The 26,902-nt window shown below is 65.0% G+C and carries 21 protein-coding genes and 1 pseudogene; 10 read left to right on the top strand and 12 right to left on the bottom strand.

The annotated features are described in order from the left end of the window. A partial coding sequence (locus BG57_RS14645) for a putative bifunctional diguanylate cyclase/phosphodiesterase (protein ID WP_035965055.1) occupies positions 1 to 1,793 on the bottom strand: 1,793 nt, incomplete at its 3' end. 310 nt (positions 1,794 to 2,103) lie between these two features. On the opposite strand from BG57_RS14645, the gene BG57_RS14650 reads away from it, so the two are divergent. Next, positions 2,104 to 3,174 carry an MBL fold metallo-hydrolase gene (locus tag BG57_RS14650; RefSeq protein ID WP_035965058.1) on the top strand — a complete coding sequence of 357 codons (1,071 nt, stop codon included), beginning with the start codon at positions 2,104 to 2,106 and terminating at the stop codon, positions 3,172 to 3,174. Positions 3,175 to 3,201: 27 nt separating this feature from the next. On the opposite strand, the gene BG57_RS14655 is transcribed toward BG57_RS14650, so the two are convergent. The 6 genes and pseudogenes from BG57_RS14655 to BG57_RS14675 all read right to left on the bottom strand — a co-directional run bounded on the left by BG57_RS14655 (position 3,202) and on the right by BG57_RS14675 (position 8,327). After that, the gene (locus BG57_RS14655) at positions 3,202 to 4,545 is read right to left on the bottom strand and encodes an LLM class flavin-dependent oxidoreductase (RefSeq protein WP_035965060.1); all 1,344 of its coding nucleotides are present in this window, start codon (positions 4,543 to 4,545) and stop codon (positions 3,202 to 3,204) included. 34 nt (positions 4,546 to 4,579) lie between these two features. Further along, on the bottom strand, positions 4,580 to 5,809 hold the full coding sequence (locus BG57_RS14660) for an acyl-CoA dehydrogenase family protein (RefSeq protein WP_371875861.1): 1,230 nt from the start codon (positions 5,807 to 5,809) through the stop codon (positions 4,580 to 4,582). A 3-nt stretch (positions 5,810 to 5,812) separates the two neighbouring features. Continuing rightward, a pseudogene (locus BG57_RS31615) lies at positions 5,813 to 6,028 on the bottom strand (glutathione ABC transporter ATP-binding protein GsiA); the annotation flags it as partial. Next, on the bottom strand, positions 5,979 to 6,422 hold the full coding sequence (locus tag BG57_RS14665; protein WP_035965067.1) for a hypothetical protein: 444 nt from the start codon (positions 6,420 to 6,422) through the stop codon (positions 5,979 to 5,981). The gene BG57_RS14665 and the pseudogene BG57_RS31615, both read right to left, overlap by 50 nt. A 163-nt stretch (positions 6,423 to 6,585) precedes the next feature. Beyond that, positions 6,586 to 7,149 carry a dioxygenase family protein gene (locus BG57_RS14670; protein WP_229753999.1) on the bottom strand — a complete coding sequence of 188 codons (564 nt, stop codon included), beginning with the start codon at positions 7,147 to 7,149 and terminating at the stop codon, positions 6,586 to 6,588. Between the two features lie 56 nt (positions 7,150 to 7,205). After that, positions 7,206 to 8,327, bottom strand: coding sequence for a YbdK family carboxylate-amine ligase (locus tag BG57_RS14675; protein WP_035965070.1), 1,122 nt, complete (start codon positions 8,325 to 8,327; stop codon positions 7,206 to 7,208). 175 nt (positions 8,328 to 8,502) lie between these two features. Between BG57_RS14675 and BG57_RS14680 the strand changes: the two genes are divergently transcribed. Together BG57_RS14680 and BG57_RS14685 are read left to right on the top strand one after the other, a co-directional pair. Then, positions 8,503 to 9,405, top strand: a complete 903-nt coding sequence (locus BG57_RS14680) for a LysR substrate-binding domain-containing protein (RefSeq protein ID WP_035965698.1) — start codon at positions 8,503 to 8,505, stop codon at positions 9,403 to 9,405. 105 nt (positions 9,406 to 9,510) lie between these two features. Beyond that, positions 9,511 to 10,785, top strand: a complete 1,275-nt coding sequence (locus BG57_RS14685; protein ID WP_052005820.1) for an MFS transporter — start codon at positions 9,511 to 9,513, stop codon at positions 10,783 to 10,785. An 8-nt stretch (positions 10,786 to 10,793) separates the two neighbouring features. Here the strand turns inward: BG57_RS14685 and BG57_RS14690 are convergent, their stop codons facing one another. Further along, positions 10,794 to 13,145 carry a two-partner secretion domain-containing protein gene (locus BG57_RS14690; RefSeq protein WP_229754000.1) on the bottom strand — a complete coding sequence of 784 codons (2,352 nt, stop codon included), beginning with the start codon at positions 13,143 to 13,145 and terminating at the stop codon, positions 10,794 to 10,796. A 251-nt stretch (positions 13,146 to 13,396) separates the two neighbouring features. On the opposite strand from BG57_RS14690, the gene BG57_RS14695 reads away from it, so the two are divergent. The 3 genes from BG57_RS14695 to BG57_RS14705 are packed head-to-tail and all read left to right on the top strand — an operon-like array spanning position 13,397 to position 17,547. Next, entirely contained in the window at positions 13,397 to 14,485 is a 1,089-nt protein-coding gene (locus tag BG57_RS14695) for an HlyD family secretion protein (protein WP_075583144.1), read from the top strand. Continuing rightward, positions 14,482 to 16,071 (top strand): DHA2 family efflux MFS transporter permease subunit, encoded by a 1,590-nt coding sequence (locus BG57_RS14700; protein WP_035965080.1) that lies wholly within the window; start codon positions 14,482 to 14,484, stop codon positions 16,069 to 16,071. The genes BG57_RS14695 and BG57_RS14700 overlap by 4 nt, the downstream gene beginning before the upstream one ends. Before the next feature lie 33 nt (positions 16,072 to 16,104). Continuing rightward, entirely contained in the window at positions 16,105 to 17,547 is a 1,443-nt protein-coding gene (locus BG57_RS14705; protein ID WP_035965082.1) for an efflux transporter outer membrane subunit, read from the top strand. 147 nt (positions 17,548 to 17,694) lie between these two features. Here BG57_RS14705 and BG57_RS14710 read toward each other — a convergent pair whose 3' ends face one another. From BG57_RS14710 to BG57_RS14725, 4 genes are all read right to left on the bottom strand, one after another. Continuing rightward, positions 17,695 to 18,975: a PQQ-dependent sugar dehydrogenase gene (locus BG57_RS14710; protein ID WP_035965725.1), complete on the bottom strand. Its 1,281-nt coding sequence runs from the start codon at positions 18,973 to 18,975 to the stop codon at positions 17,695 to 17,697. Between the two features lie 25 nt (positions 18,976 to 19,000). Beyond that, on the bottom strand, positions 19,001 to 19,453 hold the full coding sequence (locus BG57_RS14715) for a DUF2231 domain-containing protein (protein WP_035965085.1): 453 nt from the start codon (positions 19,451 to 19,453) through the stop codon (positions 19,001 to 19,003). 237 nt (positions 19,454 to 19,690) lie between these two features. Continuing rightward, positions 19,691 to 20,983, bottom strand: coding sequence for an MFS transporter (locus BG57_RS14720; RefSeq protein WP_035965090.1), 1,293 nt, complete (start codon positions 20,981 to 20,983; stop codon positions 19,691 to 19,693). Between the two features lie 29 nt (positions 20,984 to 21,012). Further along, a complete protein-coding gene (locus BG57_RS14725) occupies positions 21,013 to 21,849 on the bottom strand; it encodes an NAD-dependent epimerase/dehydratase family protein (RefSeq protein ID WP_035965098.1) in 837 nt (278 codons plus the stop codon). A gap of 345 nt (positions 21,850 to 22,194) precedes the next feature. Between BG57_RS14725 and BG57_RS14730 the strand changes: the two genes are divergently transcribed. From BG57_RS14730 to BG57_RS14745, 4 genes are all read left to right on the top strand, one after another. Beyond that, complete coding sequence (locus tag BG57_RS14730; protein WP_035965104.1) at positions 22,195 to 23,118, top strand: LysR substrate-binding domain-containing protein; 924 nt, start codon at positions 22,195 to 22,197, stop codon at positions 23,116 to 23,118. A gap of 169 nt (positions 23,119 to 23,287) precedes the next feature. Further along, positions 23,288 to 24,616, top strand: a complete 1,329-nt coding sequence (locus BG57_RS14735) for an MFS transporter (RefSeq protein ID WP_052005827.1) — start codon at positions 23,288 to 23,290, stop codon at positions 24,614 to 24,616. Between the two features lie 99 nt (positions 24,617 to 24,715). Next, on the top strand, positions 24,716 to 25,924 hold the full coding sequence (locus BG57_RS14740; protein ID WP_371875862.1) for a CaiB/BaiF CoA transferase family protein: 1,209 nt from the start codon (positions 24,716 to 24,718) through the stop codon (positions 25,922 to 25,924). Further along, on the top strand, positions 25,921 to 26,892 hold the full coding sequence (locus tag BG57_RS14745) for a hydroxymethylglutaryl-CoA lyase (protein ID WP_035965112.1): 972 nt from the start codon (positions 25,921 to 25,923) through the stop codon (positions 26,890 to 26,892). The genes BG57_RS14740 and BG57_RS14745 overlap by 4 nt, the downstream gene beginning before the upstream one ends. Positions 26,893 to 26,902: the final 10 nt, after the last annotated feature.

Here is a 26,902-nt window from a genome sequence, read left to right on the forward strand (position 1 = left end):
AGGCTCGAATAGCCGGTGCCGAAATCGTCGATGGCGATCTGCACGCCGGTATGCCGAAGCTGTTGCAGCACCGCAAGGCTGACATCGACGTCGCGCATTGCAGTGGATTCCGTCACTTCGAGAATCAGGCTATGCGCCGGCAGATCGTGCCGGCGCAGCACGTCCTGCACGGCTTGCACGAGACCGTCGTCGATGAACTGCAAGGGCGACAGATTGACCGCGATGCTCCAGTCGACGTGCCCCGCGCAATGCCACAGCTTCAGTTGGCGGCAGCTTTCGTCGAGCACCCACATGCCGATCGGCACGATCGCCCCGGTCTTCTCCGCGAGCGCGATGAAGCGGTCCGGCGACAACAATCCGCGCACCGGATGATTCCAGCGCAGCAGCGCTTCCGCGCCGACCGCCGCGCCGCTCAGCGCGGCGAACTTGGGCTGGAAGTGAAGGACCATCTCGCCGGCCGTGAGCGCCGAACGCAACTCATGCGCGAGCTGCATCTGTTCATAGACGTCGGCCTGCATCGACGGCTCGAAGAAGCAGCAACTGCCGCTGCCGAGCGCCTTCGCGTGGTACATCGCTGCATCGGCGTTGCTGAGCAGTTCCTCCTGATCCGCGCCGTTGTCCGGATAAATGGCGATGCCGATGCTGAGCGAAATGCGGACATCGTGGCCCTCCACCTGAAACGGCGCTTCGATCGCCCGGGCCAGCGCCTGCGCGACCGCCGCCGCGCCCGCCGCATCGCCGACGTCCGACAGCAGCACGAACTCGTCGCCGCCGACGCGGGCGATCGTATCGTGCGATCGCAGTGCATCCCGCAGCCGCCGCGACACGTCGACGAGCAGCTTGTCCCCGACGCGATGCCCGAGCGCGTCATTGACCGCCTTGAAGCTGTCGAGGTCCATGAACATCAGCGTGAAGCGGCCTTTCGTGTGCCGCGCGCCCCGCACCAGTTGTTCGAGGCGGTCTTCGAGCAGCACGCGGTTGGGCAAGCCGGTGAGACTGTCGTGAAGCGCAAGAAAGGCGAGTTCCTTGTTCGCCTCCGCGAGCGAAGCCGCGAGCACCGCCGTGCGCGCTTCCATCCGCAGGTCGAGCACGGAGATGATCAGCGCGATGGCGATCACCGCCAGCGTCACGAGGATCACCACCAGCGCGAGCCACGCGGGGTCGGAGCCGTCCTGCGCGGCATCGCAGACGCTGCCGAGCGGAAAATGCGCGGCGGCCATGCCGGTGTAGTGCATGCCGACGATCGCCACGCCCATCACCAGCGATGCGATCCCGCGAAGAAAGAGCCTGCCCGACGCCTGCCGCAAGCGGAAAGCGATCCACAGCGCCGCGCCCGATGCCACGATGGCGATGGTCACCGACAACACGACGAGCGCCGGTTGGTACTCGATGCCGGGCCGCATCCGCATGGCCGCCATGCCGGTGTAGTGCATGCCCGCGATGGCCGGCCCCATCAGCAAGGCGCCGACGATCAGCCGCGATAAAGGAAGCGTTTTCTGGCCGACGAGCCAGAGCGCGAACATCGACGCCGCGATGGCGATGAGCAGCGACAGCAGCGTGATCGCCGGGTCATAGCCGAGCGCAATCGGCAAGTTGAACGCGAGCATGCCGATGAAATGCATCGACCAGATGCCGAGGCCCATCGCGCATGCGCCGCCGATCATCCAGTAGCGCGCGGCGCGCCCTTCGGCAAGCGCGATGCGCCCCGCCATGTCGAGCGCGGTGTAGGCGGCCAGCATGGCCACGAGGAGCGAACAGACGACCAACAGCGGGTTATAGGTATTGGCGAGCATCGGCCGTTATCGTTGGAAGCGCCAATCGTCGATCATCGCTCGTGCGCGGATGTCGGTGGAGCGGAGGTTTTGGCCGCCGGGCGAACTTGCCCGAAACTACGCAATAACGCGGCCCCACGAGCGAGCAAGTATGTTGCCAACCATGAGGCTTGGCAATCGAAAACATTCATAGGATTGCCTTTTCGACAGCACCTTGTCCTGGTCACGAAAAGCGGCGGCGCGACGGGCTTGAGCATTCGCCACGAACCGGCTTGAATGAAGGTAGAGGCCGCCCGCATCGGTACGCGCCTTCATCCTTCGGACACTCGCGATGATCTTTCGTCAGCTTTTCGATGCCGCGTCCTCGACCTACACGTATCTGCTCGGCGATGCCGGCGAGGCGCTGCTGATCGACCCCGTCTTCGAGCAGGCGCCGCGCGACCTCGCGCTTCTGGAAGAACTCGGCTTGCGCCTGTGCGCCACGCTCGACACGCATGTGCATGCCGATCACGTGACCGGCGCATGGCGGCTGCGCCGTCGATGCGGCAGCTCGATCGCGCTCGCGGAAGCAGCCGGCGCCGAGGGCGTGGACCGGCCGCTGAAACATGGCGATCGCGTCGGCTTCGGCGGCCGCCATCTGACGGTCCGCGCAACGCCCGGTCACACCAACGGCTGCCTCACCTATGTGCTCGACGATGAGCGCATGGCCTTCACCGGCGACAGCCTGCTGATTCGCGGCTGTGGCCGCACCGATTTCCAGCACGGCAATCCGCGCCAGCTGTTCGCCTCGGTGCGCGAGCAAATTCTGACGCTGCCCGGCGATTGCCTGCTCTACCCCGCGCACGACTATCGCGGCATCACCGTGACGAGCGTCGCGGAGGAGCGGCGCTTCAATCCGCGTCTCGGCGGCGACGTGGATATCGGCGACTTCATGGGCCATATGAGCCACCTCGATCTGCCGCATCCGAAACGGATGGCCGTGGCGGTGCCGGCAAACCTGCGCTGCGGACAGCCCGAAGACGACGCGCAGGCCGACGACATGCCGGACTGGGCGCCGCTCACGCTGCGATTCAGCGGCGTATGGGAGATCGAACCGACGGCGCTGCTGGAGCAGCAAGACGCGCTGCAGATCGTCGATGTTCGCGAGGCGCCCGAGTTCATCGACCGGTTGGGGCATCTGCCGGGCGCGAAGCTCGTGCCGCTGTCGCATCTGATCGACCGGATCGACGAACTGGATCGCGAGCGGCCGGTCGTGACGGTGTGCCGCTCGGGCGTGCGGTCCGCTCAGGCCAGCGTGCTGCTGACCAAAGCCGGATTCGGAAAGGTGGCGAATCTCGCCGGCGGGATGTTGAGGTGGAAGGCGGAAGGCTTGCCGGTGGAGGCGGACGCCGTCTCGCCGTGACGGGCCGCGTCGCTGCAGGATGCTTCGTTACGCCGCCTCGCGCGCCGCCGCATGCCCTGCTGGCTTTCCGAGCCCGAAGTGGCTGCGCAGCGTATCGCCTTCATAAGCGCGACGGAAGATGCCGCGCCGCTGCAGGATCGGCACGACGCCTTCCGTGAACGCTTCGAGCCCGTCGGGCAGGACGTCGGGCATCAGATTGAAGCCATCGGCGGCGCCGTTTTCGAACCAGTGCGCGATGTCGTCGGCGACCTGTTCCGGCGTTCCGACGATCACGCGATGCCCGCCCCCGCCCGCCAGCGCCCGCACCAGCTCACGCACCGTGTAGCCGTGCGCGCGCGCCTGCGCGAGCGTCGCGTTGAAGAACGTGTGATTGCCGTTGCCGTTATTGGGCAGCGGCAGATCGTCGGGCAGACGCTTGTCGGGCGAGAGCGAATCGACCGGCACGCCGAGCGTTCCCGCCAGCCGGTTCAGGCTGTAGCGCCACGGAATCAGGTCGACGAGTTCGTCGCGGCGGCGCAGCGCTTCCGTCTCGGTCGCGCCGATGATCGTCGTCAGCCCGGCCAGCACCTTCACCGCGTTCGGGCCGCGTCCGTAACGCGCGGCGCGTGCGTTCAGGTCTTCACGATACGCCCGCGACTCGTCGAACGATTGCGACGCCGAGAACACCGCTTCCGCGTGACGCGCGGCAAGATCGCGCCCGTCGCCCGATGCGCCCGCCTGCACCAGCACCGGATGACCCTGCGCCGAGCGCGGCAGATTCAGCGCGCCCTGCACGCCGAAGAAGCGCCCGCGATGCGCAGCCGGATGCAGCTTGCCGAGATCGACGAAGCGGCCGCTCGCCTTGTCCGCGATGAACGCGTCGTCTTCCCAGCTGTTCCACAGCGCCTTGACGAGCGACGCGAATTCGTCGGCGCGCGCATAGCGTTGCGCGTGATCGGGCACGGCGTCGAGCCCGAAGTTGCGGGCGGAAGGCAGATCCGCCGTGGTCACGATGTTCCATCCCGCGCGCCCCTTGCTGACGAGGTCGAGCGTCGCGAAGCGCCGCGCGATGTTGTACGGCTCGTTATAGCTCGTCGATGCCGTCGCGATCAGCCCGATATGCGTCGTCGCGGCGGCGATGCTCGTGAGCAGCAGCGTCGGTTCGAGCGCGGTGATCGGACGCATGTCGAGCTGATCGGAGATCGCGGCGTTATCGGCGAGAAAGATCGCATCGAGGCACGCGCGCTCCGCGGTCTGGGCGAGGCGCACGTAATGGTCCACGTCGATGAAGGCGCGCGGATCGGCGCCGGGCACGCGCCACGCGGACGGCACGAAGCCCGAGTGCAGCGCGTTGATGTTCAGATGCAACTGGCGCGGAAATTCGCCGCTCATGGAAGACTCCGATTCGAATGATGGGCGAAGCGCGTCAGAACACGCGTCCTTCGGTGAGATGCGTCGTCACGCCGTTCAGCTCGTAATCGCCGATGACGCGCGATTTGTGCAGCAGCGGGTTGTGACTGAAGATCGTGCGCAGATTGCGCCAGTGACGGTCGAAGTTATGCGCGCGCGCCGTCGCCGAGGCGCCGCCTGCCTCGAACATGCGCTCGGCTGCATAGAGCGCCAGCTTGCTGACGACGAGCTGCGTGCGCGCGGTGGCCAGCGCGCCTTCGAGCACGAGCGCATCGGCATCGGCGCTGCCGTTGCGAATCGCCCGCGACGAGCGATCGAGCACGCGTGCGTTGTCGCGCACGAGCGCATCGATCGCATGGCTATGCGCCGACAACTCGCCGATCACTTGCTGGATGAAGCCGTCTTCCCGCGCGGACGGCGCGGGACTATGCAGCACCGGACGCCCGTGACGAAGCACGTAGCGCTTCGCATCGGCCACGACGTTGCGCACGATGCCCGCCGCCACCGCCACCAGATGCAGTTGCCGCAGCGCGCCGCCGTGACGTCCTGCGAGCGTCGTCAGCGTGCGCGGCGTGACTTCGTCGGCGTGCACGAGCAGGTCATCCAACACGAGGCTGCCGCTCGCGGTCATGCGCTGGCCCATGCCGTCCCAGTCGTCGAGCACGTTCAGCCCTTCGCGCTTGGTCGGCACGATGGCGATGACCGGCTCGCCGGTTTCATCCTGCACGTTGAGACGCGCATAGTCGGAGAACGCCGTGCCCGTCGCGTAGTATTTGCGGCCGCTCAGTCGATAGTGATCGCCGTCGCGCCTCAGTTGCGTCGTGATTTCGCCGGGCCGCGACGTGCCCGCTTCCGTCGATGCACCGCCGAAGATCGCGCCTTCCGCCACGCGTCCGATTTGCAGTTCGTTGAACGGCGTGCGCGGTGACAGCAAGAGCGCTTCGGTCTGGTCGAAATGAATGCGCAACGCATGCGCGACATTGCTCTCATGCGCGGCGAGCGTCGATATCACGTGAAAGACATCTTCGAGCGAGCCGCCGAAGCCGCCCCATTCCACCGGCAGACGCAGCTTGCCGAGCCCCGATTCACGAAAGCGTGCGAACGCTTCGAACGGCAATTCGCGACGCACTTCGCGCGCCGCCGCTTCTTGTCCGATCGCCGCAGCGAGCGCGGGCAGCGCATCGAGGGCCTGCTGCAAGGCCGAGGAGTGGTGATGTTCCGGCATCTGGTTTCCTTGTTGGGTCATGTTTTATGCGGCTTGCGCGTCGAACCGGTTGACGGGAACCGCATCGAGCAGCGCGCGGGTGTGCGCGTGTCGCGGTGCGCGCGAGATTTCACGATGATCGCCACGCTCGACGATCTTCCCGCCGTGCATCACATGCACGCAATCCGCGATATAGCGCACCATCGAGAGGTCATGCGAGATGAAGCGATACGCGAGCCCGAGGTCGCGTTTCACTTCGAGGCTTGCTTGCGTCCCAGTGATCCGGGTTGCGGTCATGGACGATATTCGCGCCGCGCGTCCACGACTTGAAGCGGCGCGGATGAATGGACTTCGGCAGTTCGATGGACACCGCGACATCCGCCGACGTGAATGGCTGACCATCGTGGCATTGGCTTGAGATCGAAGTCGTATGCAGCAGCCCTTCGATCACTTTCGAGCTTGCGACGAGCGCCGATCCGGCCGTCTGGAAGATCGACGCGAGCACAGGCGGCTCGGGGTTAATCGGCACGTTCAGCGTGCCGCCGCGCCGGGGCGCCGCGCCCTGATTCCGTGCAAATGCCAGTGAAGACAGTCCCGTCGATGCGATGGCCGCATCGGATGAAATCAGGAAGTCATGTCGATCGAAGCCTGCCATGTAATGCCGTTCCCTTGCGTATCGTTAAGCGTCCGGTTCGCGGTTGCGCGTGCAGAACGTGCTGCTGCCGCAGCGCTACGGTAAGACGGACCGGCGTGCAAAGGAACAAATGCTTATGCATAACTAAAGCGCACATCGTCGAATAAGCTAGTGCGATGAATCGCTATGCGAGCGTCAACACGAAATCGAATCGCGCCGTCTTGCGCCCGCCCTCGTCGCCTGTCGCGACCAGCAAGCGCCGGTCGAACAGCGAATCGCGCGCGTTGCGCGGCTCGTTCGGAAAGTACAGTTGCGTGGTCAGCACCGCTCCATTGGGCGGCTGCACGTTCACATGAAAATGGCGCGTTCTCCCCGGATACAGCCCCGGCACGATGGTCTCCAGCCGATACCGTCCCTCGCCATCCGCAAACTGATGCCCGCGCAGGCGGAAGCCGTCGACGTCGTATTCGCCGGCATCGTCGGCGTGCCAGAAGTCGAGCAGCGCGCCCGGCACCGGCTTGCATTGCGATGACCATACGCGCCCGCTCAATACGACCTTCGTCCCGTCGATGCCCGCCTCCAGCAGCGATGTCCGCTTCGGCGAGCGCGGCAGGAAGAACGGACCCGCCGTCTGGCGCGGCGTCGGCTCGTGTGCGTCGCTGCAGGCGGGCGTGGCGGCGAGCGCGGGCCTCGCATCGCCGAAAGCCATCAGAAGCAGCGCGGATGGCAAGACACGCGACTCGAGCAAGAATCTACGCCGTCCCTGGCTGACGGATCGTTTCGACATCGAAGACGCCCTCGCTCTCACGCCTGCGCGCCACGCCATATGCGGCATTGCTGACGCACCACTTCATGCAACGAATGATGCGCGCCGTAGACACGCCGCAGCCACGTCGCATCGCTCAGGCCATCGGTCACGGTGCGCCTGATCTGGTCGAGTCCCTCCTCTCCTCCGAGCGCCCGCGCGTGCGGCGCGATCGCATCGAGCGTAGCGAGAATGTCGTCGCGTATCATAACGCTTTGCCCGGTCTCCGGATTCACGCAGGTTCCTTCCAGCCCGAAGCGGCAGGCCATGAACCGGTTCGTCCGATACACCTCGTAATCGCGCTCACTGAGACGCAGCGGCTCGTCGACGAGCACGTATCGCGCAAGCGCCTGAATATAAGCCGCGATGGCGGCGGCCCATTCGACGCGCAGCGGCGTATCCATCACGCGCACTTCGATGGTCCCGTAGCCCGGGCTCGGACGGATGTCCCAGTAGAAATCCTTGAGGCTGTTCACGAGGCCCGTCTTCGTCATGCGATCGAAGTAATGCTCGAATTCCGACCACTTCGTGACGAACGGCGCCTGTCCCGCCAACGGAAACGGCGCGACGGAATTCAGGCGGGCGCACTGGAACCGCGTGTCGCTTCCCTGCACGAAGGGCGATGACGCAGCCAGCGCGATGAAGTGCGGGACATAGCGCGACAGCGAATGCAGCAGCACGAGCGCCGAGTCGGCATCGGCGCAGCCCACGTGCACGTGCTGGCCGAAAATCGTGAACTGCTGATAAAGCGCGCCGTACAGGCCCATCAGATATTCGGAACGCGCGCGCCCGTCGGAACGCTGGTCGTACCAGTTCTGGAAGAAGTTGGTCCCGCCGCCGCAGACGCCGACGTTCAGAAAGTCGGCGGCGCGAACCAGCGTGTCGCGAAGCCCGAGCAGTTCGCTTCGCGCCTGCTCGAAGTTGCTGCACACACCGGTCGATACCTCGATCATCCCTTCCGTGGTTTCGGGATTGATCGCGCCCGCGAAGGTTTCCGCGCGCACGCGGTTCAGCAGTTCCGTCGTCGCCTTCGTCAGGTTGTAGTCATGCGTGTTCACAAGCTGAACTTCGAGTTCAACGCCGATCGTGAACGATTCCGAGGAGGCGAATGGCTGCAGCATGTCTTGTCCTGTTGAACGGGGACGGAGGCAGTACGCGGTGCATTGATTCTAGGCGTCTCCTTTCAGTTTGCTAAGGCCGATGTCGCGAACGCACAGGAAGGGGAATCCCAACGCGGGCAGTGCGACGCAAGGCGGCTGTACGATAACGTCACTGTCCATCCGGAAAAGCACGCTCATGCCCCAGCGCCTGCCCCCGCTCAACGCCCTGCGCCTCTTCGAAGCCGCGGCGCGGCACAAGAGTTTCAAGCTCGCCGCCGCCGAACTGAACCTGACGCCGGGCGCGGTGAGTCATGGCATCGGCGCGCTGGAAGACATGCTCGGCGTCGAACTGTTCGTGCGGGAGGCGCGGGGACTTTCGTTGAGCGCGGCGGGCGAGCTGTACTTGCCGTATATCGCGGAGGCGTTCGGGCTGATCGCGATCGGCACGCAATCGCTGCCCGACAGGCGCAAGCGCCGCTCGATCTCCGTCACCTGCGCGCCGACGCTCGCCGCGCGCTGGCTCGTCCCGCGTCTCGCGGACTTTCGCACGCGCTGGCCGAACATCGACGTGAGCGTGGATACGTCACGCCGCCAGGCCGGCTTTCCCGTCGATGGCTTCGATTTCGGCCTGCGCCTGAGTCGCGGCCCGGTGGACGGCGCATCGTGGCTGCGTCTCTTCGGCGAGCGGCTCGTGCCGGTGTGCAGCCCGGCTTATCGCGCGATGCTGGGCAACGATACTGATACGCCCGACCTCGCGCACGCGACCCTGATCCACGTCGATACCGCGAGCCAGGACTGGCAGGCGTGGATCGACGGCGCAGGCGTCGACGGCCTCGACACGCAAGGCGGGCTGCGCTTCGATACCGTGCAACTCGCCTTCGATGCCGCCGCCGCCGGTCTCGGCGTCGCCATCGGCAGGCGGCCGCTCGTCGACCGCGAGCTTTCGGACGGCACGCTCGTCGAAGCCCTCGCGACGACGGTCGAAACGCAAACCGCCTACTGGCTGTGCGAGACGCCGCAGGCTAGCGAGCGCGCCGAACGCGCGGCGTTCCGAAGCTGGCTGGTCGAACAGGCGGCGGAGTTCGCCGGGCGTATCTGAAGCGAATGCGCGGACGGTTGAACGCCGCTCATCCGTCCGCGAAAACTTTTCGTTTGTCAGCGCGTGCCCGGGCCTGCGACGATTGCCGCAAGGAGGAACGCGATCATGCCGTCCCTAACGCAGGCAACACATACGAACCGCACGAACCGCGCGGCGACCTGGGCGCTCATCGGCGCGGCCGCGCTGATCCTGAGCGCCGCGATGGGCGTGCGCCAGACCTTCGGGTTATTCATCGGGCCGTTCTCGTTCGATCGCGGTTTGCCCGTCACGCTGATCGCGTTCGCCATCGCGCTGCACAATCTCGTGTGGGGCTTCGCGCAGCCGTTCGCCGGCGCCGCCGCCGATCGCTACGGCGCGGCGCCGGTCGTCGCCACGGGCGCCGCGACGTTCGCCGCCGGGCTCGCGCTCGCCGCCGCATCGACATCGGGATGGATGCTCGTGCTCGGACTCGGATTGCTCGTAGGCATCGGCATCAGCTGCACCAGCTTCGGCGTGGTGCTCGCCACCGTGGGACGTGCGGCGTCGCCGCAAACGCGCAGCGTCGCAATGGGCCTCGCCAGCGCGGGCGGATCGCTCGGTCAGGTGCTGATGGTGCCGTTCGCGCAGGAAATCCGCGTGCACGCCGGCGTGCCGGCATCGCTCTATGCGCTCGCTTTTGCGATTCTGCTGGCCGCGCCGCTCGGCATCGTGCTGGACCGCGCGAGCCGGCGTCGAGTTGCTTCTGTTGCGGCATCGCCCGGCATGGAGGAGCTTGCGATGCCACTGCGCGATACGCTCGCCTACGCGTCACGTCATCGCGGCTATCGGCTGCTGACGCTGGGCTTTTTCACTTGCGGCTTCCAGCTTGCGTTCATCGCGACGCATCTGCCGGGTTATCTGCTGCTGTGCCATATGCCGGTCGGCCTCGGTGCGACGGCGCTCGCGCTGATCGGCCTCTTCAACATGATCGGCAGCTGGGGATGCGGCTGGCTCGGCGGACGCTTGCGGCAGCATCATGTGCTCGCGTGGCTCTACCTGATACGCGGCGGCGCGATCGCACTGTTCGTCCTGTTGCCGACGACGAGCGTCTCGGTCGTCGTCTTCGCCGCCGTCATGGGCCTGACGTGGCTCGGCACCGTGCCGCTCACCAACGGCCTGATCGCGAAAGTGTTCGGCACGCGGCATCTCGGCACGCTGTTCGGCGTCGTGTTCCTGAGCCATCAGCTTGGCTCGTTCCTCGGTGCGTGGCTCGGCGGCTATGTGTTCGACGCCACCGGCTCCTACTCGCTCATCTGGGGCGCGACGGCGATCGCGGGGCTGGTCGCGGCGCTGCTGCACTTTCCTATCGACGACAGAGCCGTCACCATCGACTTGCCGCAGCGCGAAGCGGCGCGTGCGTGACCTGCGCTTCAAGGCGTCTGCAACTGCCAGCGCAGAATCGGATGGGTGCCGCCCGCCGGGATGACCCATGTCCCGTTCGGGCCGAAGTCCCATTGCGGCCCGAAGCTCTGCGCCGTGCTCATTTGCGCCGTCGTGAGACCGGTGGCGCCTTCCGCGCCGCTGCCGTTCACGCCGATGGTCTTGCCGGTCGTCTGCACGTCCCAGAAGTCATTCGATAACGAACCGCCGTTCACGCCGATGAATCCGCCAATCGGATTGGGGCCGTACGGCGTGGCAGTGCCGGTCGCGAAAGACTGGTTCACGGTCCCGGCGTTATCGCCGGCGAACCCGCCGCTGACGCCGAGAATGGTGAAGGTCGAGCCGGTCGCGTAAGACTGCGCGATCGTCCCGGTGTTGCGCGCGACGAGCCCGCCGACCGCATCCGCGTGCGATCCGCCGGTGACCGCGCCGGTGGCGTACGACTGAGTGATGACGCCGGAGTTGGTGCCGGCGAGTCCGCCCATCGTCTCCAGCCCCAACACGCTGGCCGTGCTCGACGACCGCTCGATGGTCCCGCCGTTCACCGCGACGAGGCCGCCACCGGTCAGCGACGTGATGCCCTGGCCGTTATAGACGGCGCCTGCCGTGTGCACGCCGGCCACGTGTCCGTTGTTCCGGCCCGCGAGCAAGCCGATGTTCGCGCCGGCATACGTCGCGGCGGTCCCGTTCACGTTCAGATTGCGCACGATGCCGCCGGTCGCGATCGTGCCGAACAGTCCCGCATAACTCCCGGCGGGCGGATCGACGAGCCTGAAGCCGGAGATCGTGTGGCCCATGCCGTCGAACTGTCCGCTGAAGGCGGTTTGCGAGGAAACGCCGATGCCCGCGTAGGGCGTCGTCAGCGCGATGTCCTTGCCAAGCGCGTAGACGCCGCCGGGATCGGCGGATATCGCGTCGAGATCGGCCCGTGTGTTGACGAGGCGATACACCGTGAGCTGCGTCGCGAGACCGCTGTACGGTGCGGCGGTCCACTGTGCGTTCGTGGCGATCGTGCCGGGCGTGTACCCGCTGTTCATGTCCCGCAGTATCGACACGATGCCCACGCTCCTCGACCAGTCGATGACGCCTCCATTCACCACGCCGCCGCCGTTGCCGACGCCGCTGGCGTCCGCGCGCAAGGTGAGATTGCCTGCGCCGTTGTTCGCGACAGTCGCAGCGGGCGCGATCGTGACCGCGTGGAATGCGTTGAGCGCAAGCGATGCGTCGCCGTTCCAGCGCACGCTCGCGTTCACGTCGATGTCGCCGGCCTTGCCGCCTTTACCGGTGGTATCGACGGCCACCGACGTTCCGTGCGACAGCGCATTCGCGAGCGCGCCGGCCGCGCCGCCATCGACCGTGAAGGCTGGCGTGGCCAGATTCCACTTCGCGGCGTCGATCGATGCGTTGTCGACGTGCAGCGTCGCACCGTTCATGTCGACCGTGCCGCCGCTGCCGTCCGCATTAGCCGCGCCGATGCGGCCGTGCGCGTGCACCGCGCCGCGCTCCGCGACGAGCCACACGTGGCCGTCGCGCGTCGCGGTGCCGGTTGCGCGCAGTTCGCCGGGGCGGCCGGCGAGCGCGAAGACATTGCCATCGGCGGCTTGCAGGCTGATTTGCGCGGCGTCGATGGTGCCGGAGGCATCGACGGTGCCGCGGCTTCCGGCTTGCACGAACACTTGCTGACCGCTTACTGCGTCATGCAGCAACACTTGGCTACCGACCGCGAGTTCCGCGGTGCCTTGTTTCGCGTTGATTTCGCCGCGATTGAAGACCGCCGTGCGCGCGATCAGGAACACATCGCCACCGCTCGAACCGATCTGGCCGAGGTTTGCCACGACGCCGCCGCCGGTTCCGGTAAGCGTCAGGTCCCCGCCGGCCATGAACGCGCTGTTCGACGCATCGAGCGAAGATGCGACGAAGCGCCCGCCGGTCGTCACCACGCCCGTGCGTCCGATCACCACGCCTTGCGGATTGATCAGGTAAAGGCTGCCGGTTGCGCTGAGTTTTCCGTCGATGATCGAGCGGTCGAGCCCGGTCACGCGATTGAGCGTCGCGCCCGAGCCGTTGCTGATATCGACCGTATTGCCTTTGCCGATAGAAAAGCTGCGCCAGTCGATCACGCCGCGCGATGTCGTCTGCGTGATGCTGACGGATTTGGCTTGCGTACTGATGGAACCTTGCCCCGCCACGAACTGGCCGCACTGGGGCAAAGGCGGCGCTGCGCCCGCGTTCGACGCGAACATCACGGCGAGCGCCATGGAAGTCAGCGAGAAAGCGAACGGCGAAGCGATGCGATCGCGCGGCAAACAAGCGCGATGCGCTCGCCCGGTTATCCATGACATGACGCACCTCCGTCTGAGGCCATCGATCCGCGGACGAACGTCCCGCAGTGCGTTCAAGCATAGTTCATAAACGCTTAGGTCGTGAGCAAAGTCATTTGACAAAGTGCATATGCACAAATACACTGCCGAAGATGAACTCACCGGCCTTTCAGGATGATTGCAATGGCTTACGGCACGTCAGCGCGCTGGCCTGCACCCATCCGCAGACCGGTCTTTTTTTTACTCTCATCAGTGCACATGCACAATAGCCAATGTCGACAACTCCTTCGGTTGCCTCGCCCGACGTCGCGGGCATAGCGAAACCCGCCCGGCGCGTCCCGTGGATGCTGCTCGCACTGATTTCCGTCGCCATCGTCATTGCGGCGGCCGTGTCGTACTGGCTGCTCGTCGGGCGCTATGTCGAATCGACGGATGACGCTTATGTCGGCGGCGACGTGACGGTGCTTGCGCCGAAAGTGAACGGTTTTGTCTCCGACGTGCTCGTTCAGGACAACCAGTTCGTGCGCGCGGGCCAGGTGCTGATACGTCTCGATGCGCGCGACTACGATGCCCGCCTCGCCCAGGCAAGCGCCGAAGTGCAGCGCGCGCAGGCCGCCGTCACCGAACTCGAAGCGAGGAAGTCGCTGCAGATCGCGACGATCAGCGCGCAGTCGGCCGAAGTGCGGGCATCGGGCGCGGAGCTGACGCGCAGCGCTTCGGACTCCGCACGATACCGGCAGCTCGTCAAGGACGATGCCGTGTCGAATCAGGTGGTCGAACGCGCCGATGCCGATCTCGCCAAGGCACGCGCGGCCGTCGACCGCAACAACGCGGCGCTGACCGCCGCGCAACGCCAGTTGATCGTGCTCGATGCGCAAATCGACGATGCGCGCGCACGTATCGCCACCGCTGAAGCGACGCGGCGCGTGGCCGCGCTGAACGTCGAATACACGACGATCCGCGCGCCGATCGACGGCTATGTCGGCAACCGCAGCGCGCGTGTCGGGGCGCTGGCGAACGTCGGCGTGTCGCTCCTGACGGTGGTGCCGTCGAGCGGCCTGTGGATCGATGCGAACTTCAAGGAAGACCAGTTGAAGAAGATGAGAGCGGGCGACAAGGTCGATGTCGATCTCGACGCATCGAGCCGCCGTATCGAAGGCGTGGTCGAGAGTCTTGCCCCGGCGACGGGCGCGACTTTCAGCGTGCTGCCCGCCGAGAATGCGACGGGCAACTTTACGAAGATCGTGCAGCGCGTGCCGGTGCGCGTGCGGCTGTCCGTTCCGAAGGACATGCAGGGCGTGCTGCGTCCCGGCCTTTCGGCGACGGTAAAAGTGCATCTGCGCACGGACAGCGCATCATGAGCCGCGCAACGCACGCGCCTCACGCGCCGATGAATCCCGCCGATCTGCCGATGCGGACCAGGGTCTTCGCCTTCTCGCTGCTGTGCCTCGGCTTCTTCATGGCGACGCTCGATATCCAGATCGTAGCATCGTCGCTGAAGGATATCGGCGGCGGGTTGTCGGCGAGTCAGGACGAATTGTCGTGGGTGCAGACTTCATATCTGATTGCAGAGATTCTCGTGATACCGATGTCGGGCTGGCTCACGCGCGTGTTCTCGACGCGCTGGGTCTTCACGTTCTCCGCGTTCGGCTTCACGCTGACCAGCATGTTGTGCGGTCTCGCGTGGGACATCAACTCGATGATCATCTTTCGCGGCCTGCAAGGCGCGCTTGGCGCCGCGATGATCCCGACCGTCTTCACGACGGCCTTCATGCTCTTTCCCGGCAAGCAACGTCTGATCGCCGCGACGACCATCGGTGCGCTCGCCTCACTCGCGCCGACCATCGGCCCTGTGATCGGCGGCTGGATCACGTCGCAATGGTCGTGGCACTGGCTGTTCTATCTGAACCTCGTACCAGGCGCGGTGGTGACGATACTGGTTCCGCGTTTCGTCGACGTCGATGTCGCCGACCATTCGTTGCTGCGAAAGGGCGATTACGTGGGCATCGTGTTGATGTCGGGCTTTCTCGGTTGCCTCGAATACGTGCTTGAGGAAGGACCGCGGAAGAACTGGTTCGGCGATGACGTGATTCTCTTCTGCACGTGGATATCCGCTATCTGCGGTTTTCTCTTTCTCGTGCATGCGTTCACGGCGAAAGAACCGATCGTCGATCTGAAGGCGCTCGCCATTCGTAACTTCGGCATTGGCAGTCTGCTGTCGTTCATCACGGGCATTGGTCTCTTCTGCACGGTATTCCTGACGCCCGTGTTTCTTTCGCGCGTGCGCGGCTTCGACTCGCTTCAGATTGGTATCGCGTTGCTCTCGGTCGGCTGTTTCCAGCTCATTGCACTCAGCGCGTATTCGCTTCTTGCACGCTTCGTCGATATGCGCCTTCTGATGGTGTTCGGTCTCGTTTGCTTCGGCGTCGGCTGTTATCTCTATGTGCCGCTGACGAATGAATGGGGATGGCGGGAACTGCTGCTTCCGCAGGCGCTTCGCGGTATCGGGCAACAATTCTGCGTGCCGCCCATCGTCACGATGGCGCTCGGCTCGTTGCCGCCTTCGCGGCTCAAATCGGCGAGCGGCCTCTTCAACCTGATGCGCAATCTCGGCGGCGCGATCGGCATCGCCGTTGCAAGCACGATGCTCAACGATCGTCTGAACCTGCACTATCAGCGGCTCGATGAGCACGTGACTGCGGGCCGTCCGGTCATCGAGGCGCTGTTGCGCGATCAGGCCGCGCATTTCGCAGCGGCCGGCGGCGACATGCTCGATGGCGCTGCTGCAAGCCTCGCCGCACTGCATGCGCTGCTGATGCGCGAGGCGCTCGTGCTGACGTTCTCGGACACCTTCCTCGCGGTATCGCTCTGCTTTGCGGTCGGGCTCATCAGCGTTTTCTTCTCACGCCCGTTCGGCAACACGGCCCCGCCGCCGGATGCCCATTGATAGTTAGTCACCCTTATTACGTGAAGGTGCAGCATGAAAGCCATCGCTCCAAAACTGCTTGCCGTCGCGGCCGCGATGACGCTCGCTGCCTGCGCGGTGCCGCCGGCATCGCATCAGGACTTGCCCGAAGTGGCCAGGACCATCGCGCCCGATGCGTGGAGCGTCGATGCTCCCGTCGATAGCATTGATGCAAACGCGTGGTGGTCGCAATTCGGCGATCCGGTGATGCATCGGCTGATCGACACCGTGCTCGACGGCAATCTCGACATCAAAGCCGCCGTCGAGCGCGTGCGGCAGGCGCAAGACATCGTGAAGCAGCAGAATGCCGCGCTCGCGCCGCAACTCGACGCCAACGCAGGCGCATCATACGCACGGCAGAACACGCCGCCGCCGCTGGGGTATGTGAAGCAGGCGGGCGTCGGCCTGACGGCGTCGTGGCAGCCGGATGTGTTCGGCGGTGAACGCCTCGCCGTGCTGGCGGCGCAAGCGCAAGCCACCGGGCGCCGATCCGCGCTCGATGAATTGCGGCTCGCGATGGCTGCGAATGCGGCGAGCGCCTATATCGACTTGCGATGGGCGCAGGCGCAGCTTCAGATCATCAGCGACAACGAGCAGATACGCAGCCGCGCGCTCAGGCTCACGCAGCAGCGTCTGCGTTATGGACTGTCGACGCAGCTCGATGTCGCCCGCGCGCAGAACCAGTTACAGGACTTGCAGGCGCAGATTCCGCCGATTCGCGCCGCCATTCAGCACGACATGAGTCTGATCGCCGTCTACACGGGACGCACGCCCGAAAGCGTCGATGGACTGACGCTCGGCGAAGCGCGTCCTATCCCCGTCCCGGCGCAGAGCGTGCCGCACACGCTGCCATCGGAAGCGCTGCTGCGCCGCCCGGACGTGCGCAGCGCGTATGCAACGGTCGAGCAGCGCGCGGCGGAAGTGGGCGTCGCGAGAGCCGAGCGTTACCCGAAGTTTCGATTGAGCCTGAGCGATGGCATTCTGGCATCGTCGTATCTCGGACTGCCGACGCTGACGGATAACCTCTTCAGCGCCGCATTGAACGCGACGAGCCCGATCTTCAACGCGGGGCGCATCGCCGCCGATATCGACCGGAACGAAAGCCGCATGCGTGAATCGCAGCTTGGCCTTCAGCAGACGATGCTCGACGCGCTGAAGGACATCGAGGACACGCGCAGCGATCTGGTAAATGGCGACGAGCGAGTCGTCAGGCTCGGCGGCGCACTCGAGGCATCGAATCATGCGCTGCGCCTTTCGAACGAACTGTACAAGGGCGGGGCATCGAGTTTTCTCGACGTGCTCGCGGCGCAAGAAGCGTATCTGCGCGACGCCGACGCATTGAACGATGCCAAACGCCACCACGCGCAGGCGGCCGTCGCGCTTTACCGCTCGCTCGGCGGCGGCTGGGACGCGCCAGACGAGCGTGACCTGACGAGCGGGCAAGTGGCCGCAAATTGAAGTGCTTCGTGTGAACTCGGCGTGCAGCGCACTGCATGCGAAAAAAGCTGATCGTCTGACGGCGCATCGTGTGCGCACTGCACATGACGTGGCCAAAGGCATCATCGTTTGCATGCAGCATGCTGCGCACCGAGATGCTATCCGCCCTCACCCTCCCGCGGCAGTCACACGCCAGACCGCATTACCCGCGTCATCCGCGATGATGAGCGCCCCGTCCCGATCCTGCGCAAGCCCGACGGGCGCGCCGCGCAGTTCCTTCTCGTCGGCCGAGACAAACCCGGTAACGACCGGCTTCGGCTCGTCCACAGGCTTGCCGTTTTCGAACGCCACATACGCGACCGCATACCCCGAAAGCGGCGAACGGTCCCAACTGCCGTGCTCGCCGATAAACGCGCCGCCACGATATTGCGCCGGCAGATTGCCCCCGGTATAGAACAGCAGGCCGAGCGGCGCGACGTGCGAACCGATCGCATAATCCGGCTTCAGCGCCTTCGCGACGAGATCGGGCCGCTGCTGATGCACGCGCTCGTCGAGATGTTGCCCGTAGTAGCTGTAGGGCCAGCCGTAGAAACCGTGTTCCTGAACCGATGTCAGATAGTCGGGCACCAGATCCGCGCCGATCTCGTCTCGCTCGTTCGCGACCGTCCACAATGCGCCTGTTTTCGGCTCCCACTGCAAGCCGGTGGGATTGCGAATGCCCGACGCGTACACGCGGCTCGCGCCGGTCGCGATGTCGACCTCCAGCACCGCCGCGCGCCGGTACTCCACCTCGAGACCGTTCTCGCCGACATTGCTGTTCGAACCGACGCCCACGTAGAGCTTCTTGCCATCGCGGCTCGCGAGCAGCGCCTTCGTCCAGTGATGGTTGATCGTGCTCGGCAGATCGGCGAGTTCGACGCCCGGCTGCGCGATGCTCGTTGCGCCGGCCAGGTACGGAAACGCGAGGATCGCATCCGTATCGGCGACGTAGAGCGTATCGCCGATCAGCTGCATGCCGAACGGCGAATGCAGATGCTCGATGTACACATGCTTCTCCCACGCGCCGCCGCTGCCTTTTCGCAAAAGCGTGATGCGGTTGCCGCCCTTTGCCTCTTTCCCCGAGCGGCTCTGCACCATGCCCGCGACGAGCTGCTTCGGCGTCGTCACCGGTTCTTCCTGCGGGCTGCTCGATTCCGCGACGAGGATATCGCCGTTCGGCAACGCGAGCACCTGTCGTGGATGTTCGAGGCCCGAAGCGATGTTCTCGATCTTCAGGCCGTCCGCGACCTTCGGCGCTTCGCCGCTCTTCCAGCCGACATGCTTCGGCACCTGCATCGGCGGCGTGAAGAAATTGCGCGGTCCGGGCAGCGGCGGATTCGCGCCGGCCTGATGCTGCGAATCATAAGCGGCGTGCTCGTTGCATCCGGCAACGCACAGCGCAACGGCCATCGACAGCACGCCGGTCAACGTGGACTTATTCACGGACGGCCTCCGGCAAGTTGAAGCGGTTGAACCGGTCGAGTGCGAGCGCGATCTGCGCGACGCTCAGCAGCGCCACCGTCACGATGGAAAGAATCGTCGCAAGCGGAACCATCGCATAGGCGTCGCGCGAATGGACGAACGCATTGACGATCGCCGCGATGATGCCCGCGAAGTTCAGCCAGAAGTCGGTGCGTTCGAGGCTCGTGACCGTGCCGCGCGGGGCGAACCAGACATGGCCGAGGTTGATGAAACGCGGAACGATCGCGAAGAGCACGCCCACGGTGACGAGCCAGGCCGCGGCCTTGGCCCAGAAGATCACGGCGGTGTTCGCGTAGACGATGTCGAAGATGAGCGTGCCGACGAAGAGGCCATACGGGACTGGATTGAGCCAGTCGAAGAGCGCCGTGGCCAGTCGCGATCGGTATCGCGGACGGAGCGAAGTCATGGACGAATCCCTTTGTGGTTGAAGGAAACGGCCATGCGAAAGCTGCAGGAGTCGTGCCTGACGAGCGTCGTCGTTCTTATGGGATGCATCGCTTACAGCAGGCTTTTCGCTGTCCGACACGAGGCCGACAAAAGTCGTTGATGCTTAAGGTGCGGCATGGACCATCGCGCGCTTAGACGCAAAAACGCCGTCGTTTCTGCACGAAACGACGGCGTCGATGCAACGAGCCATGCAAGCTTACTTCGCCGCTGCTCCCGCTGCGGCCCAGTTCGGCGCGGTCGTCGTGTCATCGCGCCTCGCCAGCAGACACACGACGCCTGCCGCGATGATGTCGAACACGGCGAGCACGACGAACAGCGGGCTGTAGCCGATCCGCGTCACGAGCACGCCGAAGAGCGCGGTGAACGCCGCCGCACCGAGATAACCGGCCATGCCGCCCATGCCCGTCGCGGTCGCGACTTCGTTCTTGCCGAACATATCCGACGTGATCGCATACAGCGCACCGGACAAGGTCTGGTGAGCGAAGCCGCCGACGCACAGCAGCGCAACCGCTGCGTAAGGACTCGCGACGAGCCCGACGCACGCCGGTCCGACCATGCACAACGCGCCGACCACGAACACCATCTTGCGCGACGTGAAGAGCGATACCTTCGCGTACTTATGGAAGATCGGGCTCAGATAACCGCCGAGCACGCAGCCGATATCGGCGGCAAGGAACGGCATCCACGCATACAGCGCGACTTCCTTCAGGTTCATGTGCCGCTCGGTCATCATGTAGAGCGGAATCCATGCATTGAAGGTCTGCCACGCCGGCTCCGACAAAATGCGCGGGATGCCGATCGCCCAGAAATCGCGGCTGCGCAGCATGGCGAAGCGGCTTCGCTTCGCACCGGCCGCATCGCCATGAATGGCTTCCTGGCCGCTCAGGATGTAGTCGCGCTCCGCATCGCCCAGCATCTTCTGCTTGCGCGGATGCTGATAAAGCACCATCCACAGCACCGACCATACGATGCCCGCCACGCCCACCAGCACGAACGCCAGTTGCCACTCGCCGTGCATCAGCGCCCACACGACCAGCGGCGGCGCGAGCAGCGCACCGATGGACGAGCCGATGTTGAACCAGCCGATCGCGACCGACCGCTCCTTCGCGGGAAACCACTCGCTCGTCGCCTTGACGCCGGCGGGGATGCCCGCCGCCTCGGCCACGCCCAGCAGCCCGCGGAAGAACGCGAGACTGCGCCAGCCCGTCGACAAGGCCGCCGCCGCGCACGCAAGCGACCACGCAACCGCGAAGACCACGAAGCCGACCTTGGTCCCGATGGTATCGAGGATGAAGCCCGCCACCGGCTGCATGAACGCATAGCAAAGCTGCCATGCGACCACGACGTGAGCGTACTGCTCCGTCGTGACGTTGAGATCCTTCATGAGGCTCGGCGCCGCGACCGACAGCGTGTTGCGCGCCAGATAGTTGATGATGAGGCCGGCAGCGACGAGGCTGACCATCCACCAGCGAATGCCCTTGATTTTCATGCGAAGTCTCCTCCTGAGCCCGGATGCGGTCAGGCTTGCGCAACCGTCGAAGCGGGCTGACCGCTAGCGGCTGCATCGTTACGCGAATAGTCGATGCCGACGAAGCTGCCGCCCTGAAAGCGCTGACCGAGCGCATCGAGCGGATTCGGACGGGCGAGGATCTCGTCGGCGTAGTCCTCGGCGTTTTGTAGAGGCCGATAGCCGAGACGTGCAGCGCCGCTGTTGTCCCACCAGCTGCGCGTATTCGCGGACACGCCCCAGATGGTGAGGAAACCCACGTCGTCCGCTTCGATGCAGCGGTCGAGAAATTGCAGCAGGTCCTGATGACCGAACCACGTGCTCAGATGCCGCGGCTCGGTCGGCCGCTCGAGGCAACTGCCGATGCGCACGCAGACGCTCTCGATGCCGTGCTTGTCCCAGTACATGCGCGCGAGCGCTTCGCCCCACACCTTGCTCAGCCCGTAGAAGCCGTCCGGACGCAGTTCGCAATCGAGCTCGAGACGCTCGGTGACGGGATACATGCCGATCGCGTGATTGGAGCTTGCGAAGACGATGCGCTTCACGCCATGCCGGCGGGCGCCTTCGTACACTTCGACGAGCCCGCGCAAATTGTTCTCGATGATCTCCGGCAGCGGCCGTTCGACGCTCGTGCCGGCGAAGTGGATCAGCACATCGACGCCGTCCAGCAGCCGATCCACCACGGCAGGATCGCGAAGATCGCCGTGCATGACGTCCTCACCTTCGACGAGCGGCGCAAGCGCTTTCGAGCCGGCAGCCGAGCGCAGCGGAACGCCGCGCGCAACGAGCGCAGCACGGACAACAGTGCCGAGCTGCCCTCCGGCGCCGCTGAGAGCAATCTTTTTCATGGAAAACCTTTCCGGGAAGATGACGATGACTGCGGACGAGACGGCTGCGCGTTTGCAGCCAATGCCTAGCTGAGTCGTACGATGACGTACTATCGCCGACCGTCGATGCGAATTCACTAGGCAATTACCCGTAGAAGGATATCGTTTAACTAGCCGGGTATCATGAAGAAGTGCGATTCCAGGTGTGAGATGTCATACGACTTACCGAGTCTTTTCGGAAGGCTTTCGCGACAGCGGCGGGCAATCGGTTCTACCGGGTGCGTTTCATCCGGCGCTTTCGCGAAGATACGAAGAAGCCAACGTGCTAGCGCACAATGGCGCGAATCGTCCCCCGAGTCTCTCGTGATGAACCTGCACCGCCTCGATCTCGTCTCCCTGTCGCTCTTCAATCTCGTCGTGCGCGCCGGCAGCATCAGCAAGGGTGCGGCGCTGGCCAATCTCGCCGTCGGCGCGGCGAGCAAGCGCATCTCCGATCTCGAAGGCGCCGTAGGTTCCAGCTTGCTGGAGCGCCATTCGCGGGGCGTGACGCTCAGCGTCGCGGGACAGGCGCTGTATGACCACGCGCAACGCATTCTTCACGATGTCGACCGCCTCGCCGCCGATCTGTCCGACTACGCATCCGGGATGGTGGGCATCGTTCGCCTGTGGGCCAATACATCGGCGATTACGCAGTTTTTGCCGTCCGAGATCGCCGCGTTCACCGAAGCGAATCCGGGCATACGCATCGAACTGGAAGAGCAGAACAGCAGGGAAATCGTGCTGGCGTTGCTCGATGGCCGCGCCGACCTCGGCATCTTCGCGGACCGCACGCCGGCGCTGGGCATCCATTTGACGGACTATCGCGTGGACCGTCTGGTGCTCGTGATGCCGCGGACACATCCGCTGGCCGCGCGACGCTCGATCTGCTTCGAAGAAGCGCTCGAATACGATTTCGTAAGTCTTTCGAAGGGGACGTCGCTGGCCGAGCGCATGCAGGTGGAGGCCGAAGCGCTCGGGCGTCATCTGAAGCTGCGCATCAGGGTCCGCAGTTTCGACGCGATGTGCCAGATGGTGGCTGCCGGCATGGGCGTCGCCGTGCTGCCATCGCTTGCCGTGCATGCGCTGGTGCGATCGCTTAATTTGCGGCAAGTCGCATTGAAAGACGCCTGGGCCGAACGCCGGCTGCTGATCGGCATGCGCGATCCGGCCGCCGTTCCGCGTCATGCGCGGCTTCTCGTCGATCACCTCTGCCACGCCGGCACCGGCCCCTCAGCGTCATCGCGCGGATAACCAGCAGGACCTTCCAGCTTTCGCGATACGCGAAAGCTGGTTTCACCGCTTTGCGCTTTTCCATCGACGAGCGCGCCATCACCATGTCTCCATGCGCCACGAGAAGCGCACGATTCTTGATTGGCCGCCGGACCTCCATCGCGCGGTCCGGTGCAAACCGGAGACAAACGTGAACAAAGCCCTGTCCGCCAGCATCGACCTGGCGCCTCCCGACGAAGCCCGCACCATTCGCAAGGTCGCCTGGCGAATCATGCCGCTCATCATGGTGTGCTATCTCTTTGCGTTCTTCGACCGCATCAACATCAGCTTCGCCAAATTCGCGCTACAGAGCGATCTCTCTCTGACCGACACTGCGTATGGCCTCGGCGCGGGCCTGTTCGTCGTCGGGTACGTGCTGTTCGAAGTCCCCAGCAACATGATGCTTTACAAGGTTGGCGCGCGCCGCTGGATCTGCCGCATCATGATCTCGTGGGGCATCGCCACCGCGCTGATGGCGTTCGTGCAGACGGAGTGGCAGTTCTATACCTTGCGCTTTCTCATCGGCGCGATGGAAGCCGGCTTCGCGCCCGGCGTCCTGTTCTATCTGACGCTGTGGTTCCCGGTGGCGTATCGCGGCCGCATCACGTCGACGCTCTTCCTCGCCTCGGCTTTCGCGGGCATTCTCGGCGCGCCCGTTGCGGGGCTCGTGCTATCGCAGATGGAAGGCGTGCTCGGCATGCGCGGCTGGCACTGGCTCTTTCTCGTGGGCGGCCTGCCCTGCATCGCGCTCGGCTATCTCGTGTTCAAGGTGCTGAAAGACCATATCGAGGATGCGCAGTGGCTCACATCGGACGAGCAAGCGCTGCTTTCACAGCGTATCGCCGATCAGAACCGGCACATCGGCGGGCACTCGCTGCTCGGCGCGCTGAAAACGCCCGGCTTCCTCAAGCTCGGCCTCGTCTACTTCATGATTCAAGTCTGCTCCTACGGTCTCAACTTCTGGGCGCCGCACCTGATTCGCACATCGGGCATCACGCATCCGACGACGATTGGCCTTCTCACCGCCGTACCGTATATCTGCGGCGCGATCACGATGGTGGTGGTTGGCCGGCTGTCCGATGCGAGCGGACATCGCAGCCGCTTCGTCGCCGGTCTCATGCTGCTCGCCGCCGTGGGCTTCCTGTGCGCCGGCATCTTCGACAAGCACACGTCCTTTCTGATCGGCGCGCTGGCGGTCATGGGCGCGGGCATCATCGCTTCCATTCCGGCTTTCTGGGCGCTGCCGCCGAAGCTGATGACCGGCGCGGGCGCCGCGGGCGGCATCGCGCTCATCAATACGCTCGGTCAGCTGGGCGGCATCGTCAGTCCCGTGATGGTCGGCCGCATCAAGGACGTCACCGGCAGCACGACGCCGGCGCTCTATGCGATCGGCGCGCTTGCCATCGCCTGCGCGGCGATTCTGCTCTTCGCGCTGCCCGCAAGACTTCGCGCGAGAGAAGAGCACGCATCCGTGAACTGACGCGCATCCGCTTCGATTCAATACGGACTTTAAAGTGAATCCGCTTTACGAATTACTCGACGCGCTGCCCGATGCGAACGCGTCACTAGAAGGAGCACGATGATGAACAACGGCATATCCGCCGCCGCGTTGCAAGGACTGCGCGTCGTCGAGATGGGGCAACTGATTGCAGGGCCGTTCGCCGGAAAGACGCTGGGTGAGTTCGGCGCGGACGTGATCAAGATCGAAGCGCCCGGCAGCGGCGATCCCTTGCGCAACTGGCGTCTGATCAAGGATGGCACATCGGTCTGGTGGCAGGTTCAATCGCGCAACAAGCGCTCGATTGCGCTCGATCTGCGTAGCGCCGAGGGCCAGGACATCGCCCGCAAGCTGATCGCCGAAGCCGATGTGCTCATCGAAAACTTCCGCCCCGGCACGCTGGAACGTTGGGGCATGGGATGGGAGGCGCTGTCGCGCGTCAATCCCGGCCTCATCATGCTGCGCATCTCCGGTTACGGCCAGACCGGGCCGTATCGCGATCTGCCGGGCTTCGGCGCGATCGGTGAAGCGATGGGCGGGCTGCGCCATGTGACCGGCGAACCGGGCCGCGTGCCGGTGCGCTGCGGAATCTCGATCGGCGATACGCTCGCGGCCTTGCACGGCACCATTGGCATTCTGACTGCGCTTTATCATCGCAAGGTGAATGGCGGCGTGGGGCAAGTGATCGATGTCGCGTTGAACGAAGCCGTGTTCAACGTGATGGAAAGCCTCGTGCCGGAGTACAGCGCGTTCGGCGCGGTGCGTGAAGCCGCCGGGAGTGCGCTGCCGGGCATCGCGCCATCGAATGCGTATCGATGCACGGATGGCTTCGTGCTCATCGCGGGAAACGGCGATAGCATCTTCAAGCGCCTGATGGAGACGATCGGACGCAACGATCTCGGCAATGCCCCTGACCTCGCCGACAACGCGGGACGCGTCGCGCGAGCCCGGGAACTCGATGGGGCAATCGAAGCATGGACGCTCACGCAATCCGTGCAGCAGGTGCTCGATGTTCTCGGCGCTGCGGGCGTGCCCGCGGGCAAGGTGTACACCGCGAAGGACGTCGTCGAGGACCCTCATTACCGGGCGCGCGACATGATCCTCTCGCAGACGACGCGCGACGGTTACGAGGTCGAAGTGCCCGGCGTCGTGCCGAAGCTGATGGGCACGCCGGGCACGGTGCGCAGTTCGGCTCCCGGGCTCGGCGATGACACCGACGCGGTGTTGCAGGAACTCGGTTATTCGACGCAGGACATCGCCGCATTGCGCGGCAGAAAGGTGGTCGCATGACGCTCTGGAACGGCGCCGGACGGCGCATTTACATGCAGGAAGTCGGCACGCGGGACGGTTTGCAGGCAGAAACGGCATTCGTTCCGACGGAGGACAAGGTCGCGCTGGTCGATGCGTTGTCGCGTTCCGGCCTGGCGAAGATCGAAGTGACGGCCTTCGTCTCGCCGAAAGCGATTCCTGCCCTCAGCGACGCCGATGCGGTGCTGCGCGGCATCGAGCGGCGGCCGGGCGTCGTGTACAGCGCGCTGGTGCCGAACGTGCGCGGGGCCGAACGTGCAATCGAAGCCGGCGCGGACGAGCTGAACCTCGTCATGTCCGCGAGCGAAACGCACAACCTCTCCAATCTGCGAATGACGCGCAGCCAGTCGTTCAATGCGCTCTCCGATGTCGCGGCGATCGCGCGTCAGGCAGCGGTACCGGTGAATATTTCGCTATCCTGCACATTTGGCTGTCCGATGGAAGGCGACGTCGCCGCGGACACGGTCATGGACTGGTGCAGCGCATTCGCCGGCGATCTGGGCGCGCGCGGCGTCACGCTATGCGACACCACCGGCATGGCTTACCCGACGCAAGTCGCGGCACTTTCGAAAGCATTCCGCGAGCGTTGGCCCGGCACGGAACTGACGCTGCATTTCCATAACACACGGGGCCTGGGCATGGCGAACGTGCTCGCCGCCATCGACGCAGGAGCGGATCGTTTCGATGCGTCGCTCGGCGGCATCGGCGGTTGTCCCTACGCACCGGGCGCGAGCGGCAACGTGTGCACCGAGGAAATCGTGCATGGCCTCGAACTCATGGGCTACGACACCGGCGTCGACCTTGGCGGACTCATCGATGCTTCGCGGCGCTTGCCGGCGCTCATTGGCCACGACATCCCGAGCCAGATCGTCAAGGCGGGCCGCCGTCTGGACCTGCATCGGCCACCGGCCGACTTCGAAGCCATCCGGGAACGCGCGCACAGCCGATAGCGGACGTGAC

The sequence above is a fragment of the Caballeronia grimmiae genome (assembly GCF_000698555.1).
Classification (GTDB): Bacteria; Pseudomonadota; Gammaproteobacteria; order Burkholderiales; family Burkholderiaceae; genus Caballeronia; species Caballeronia grimmiae.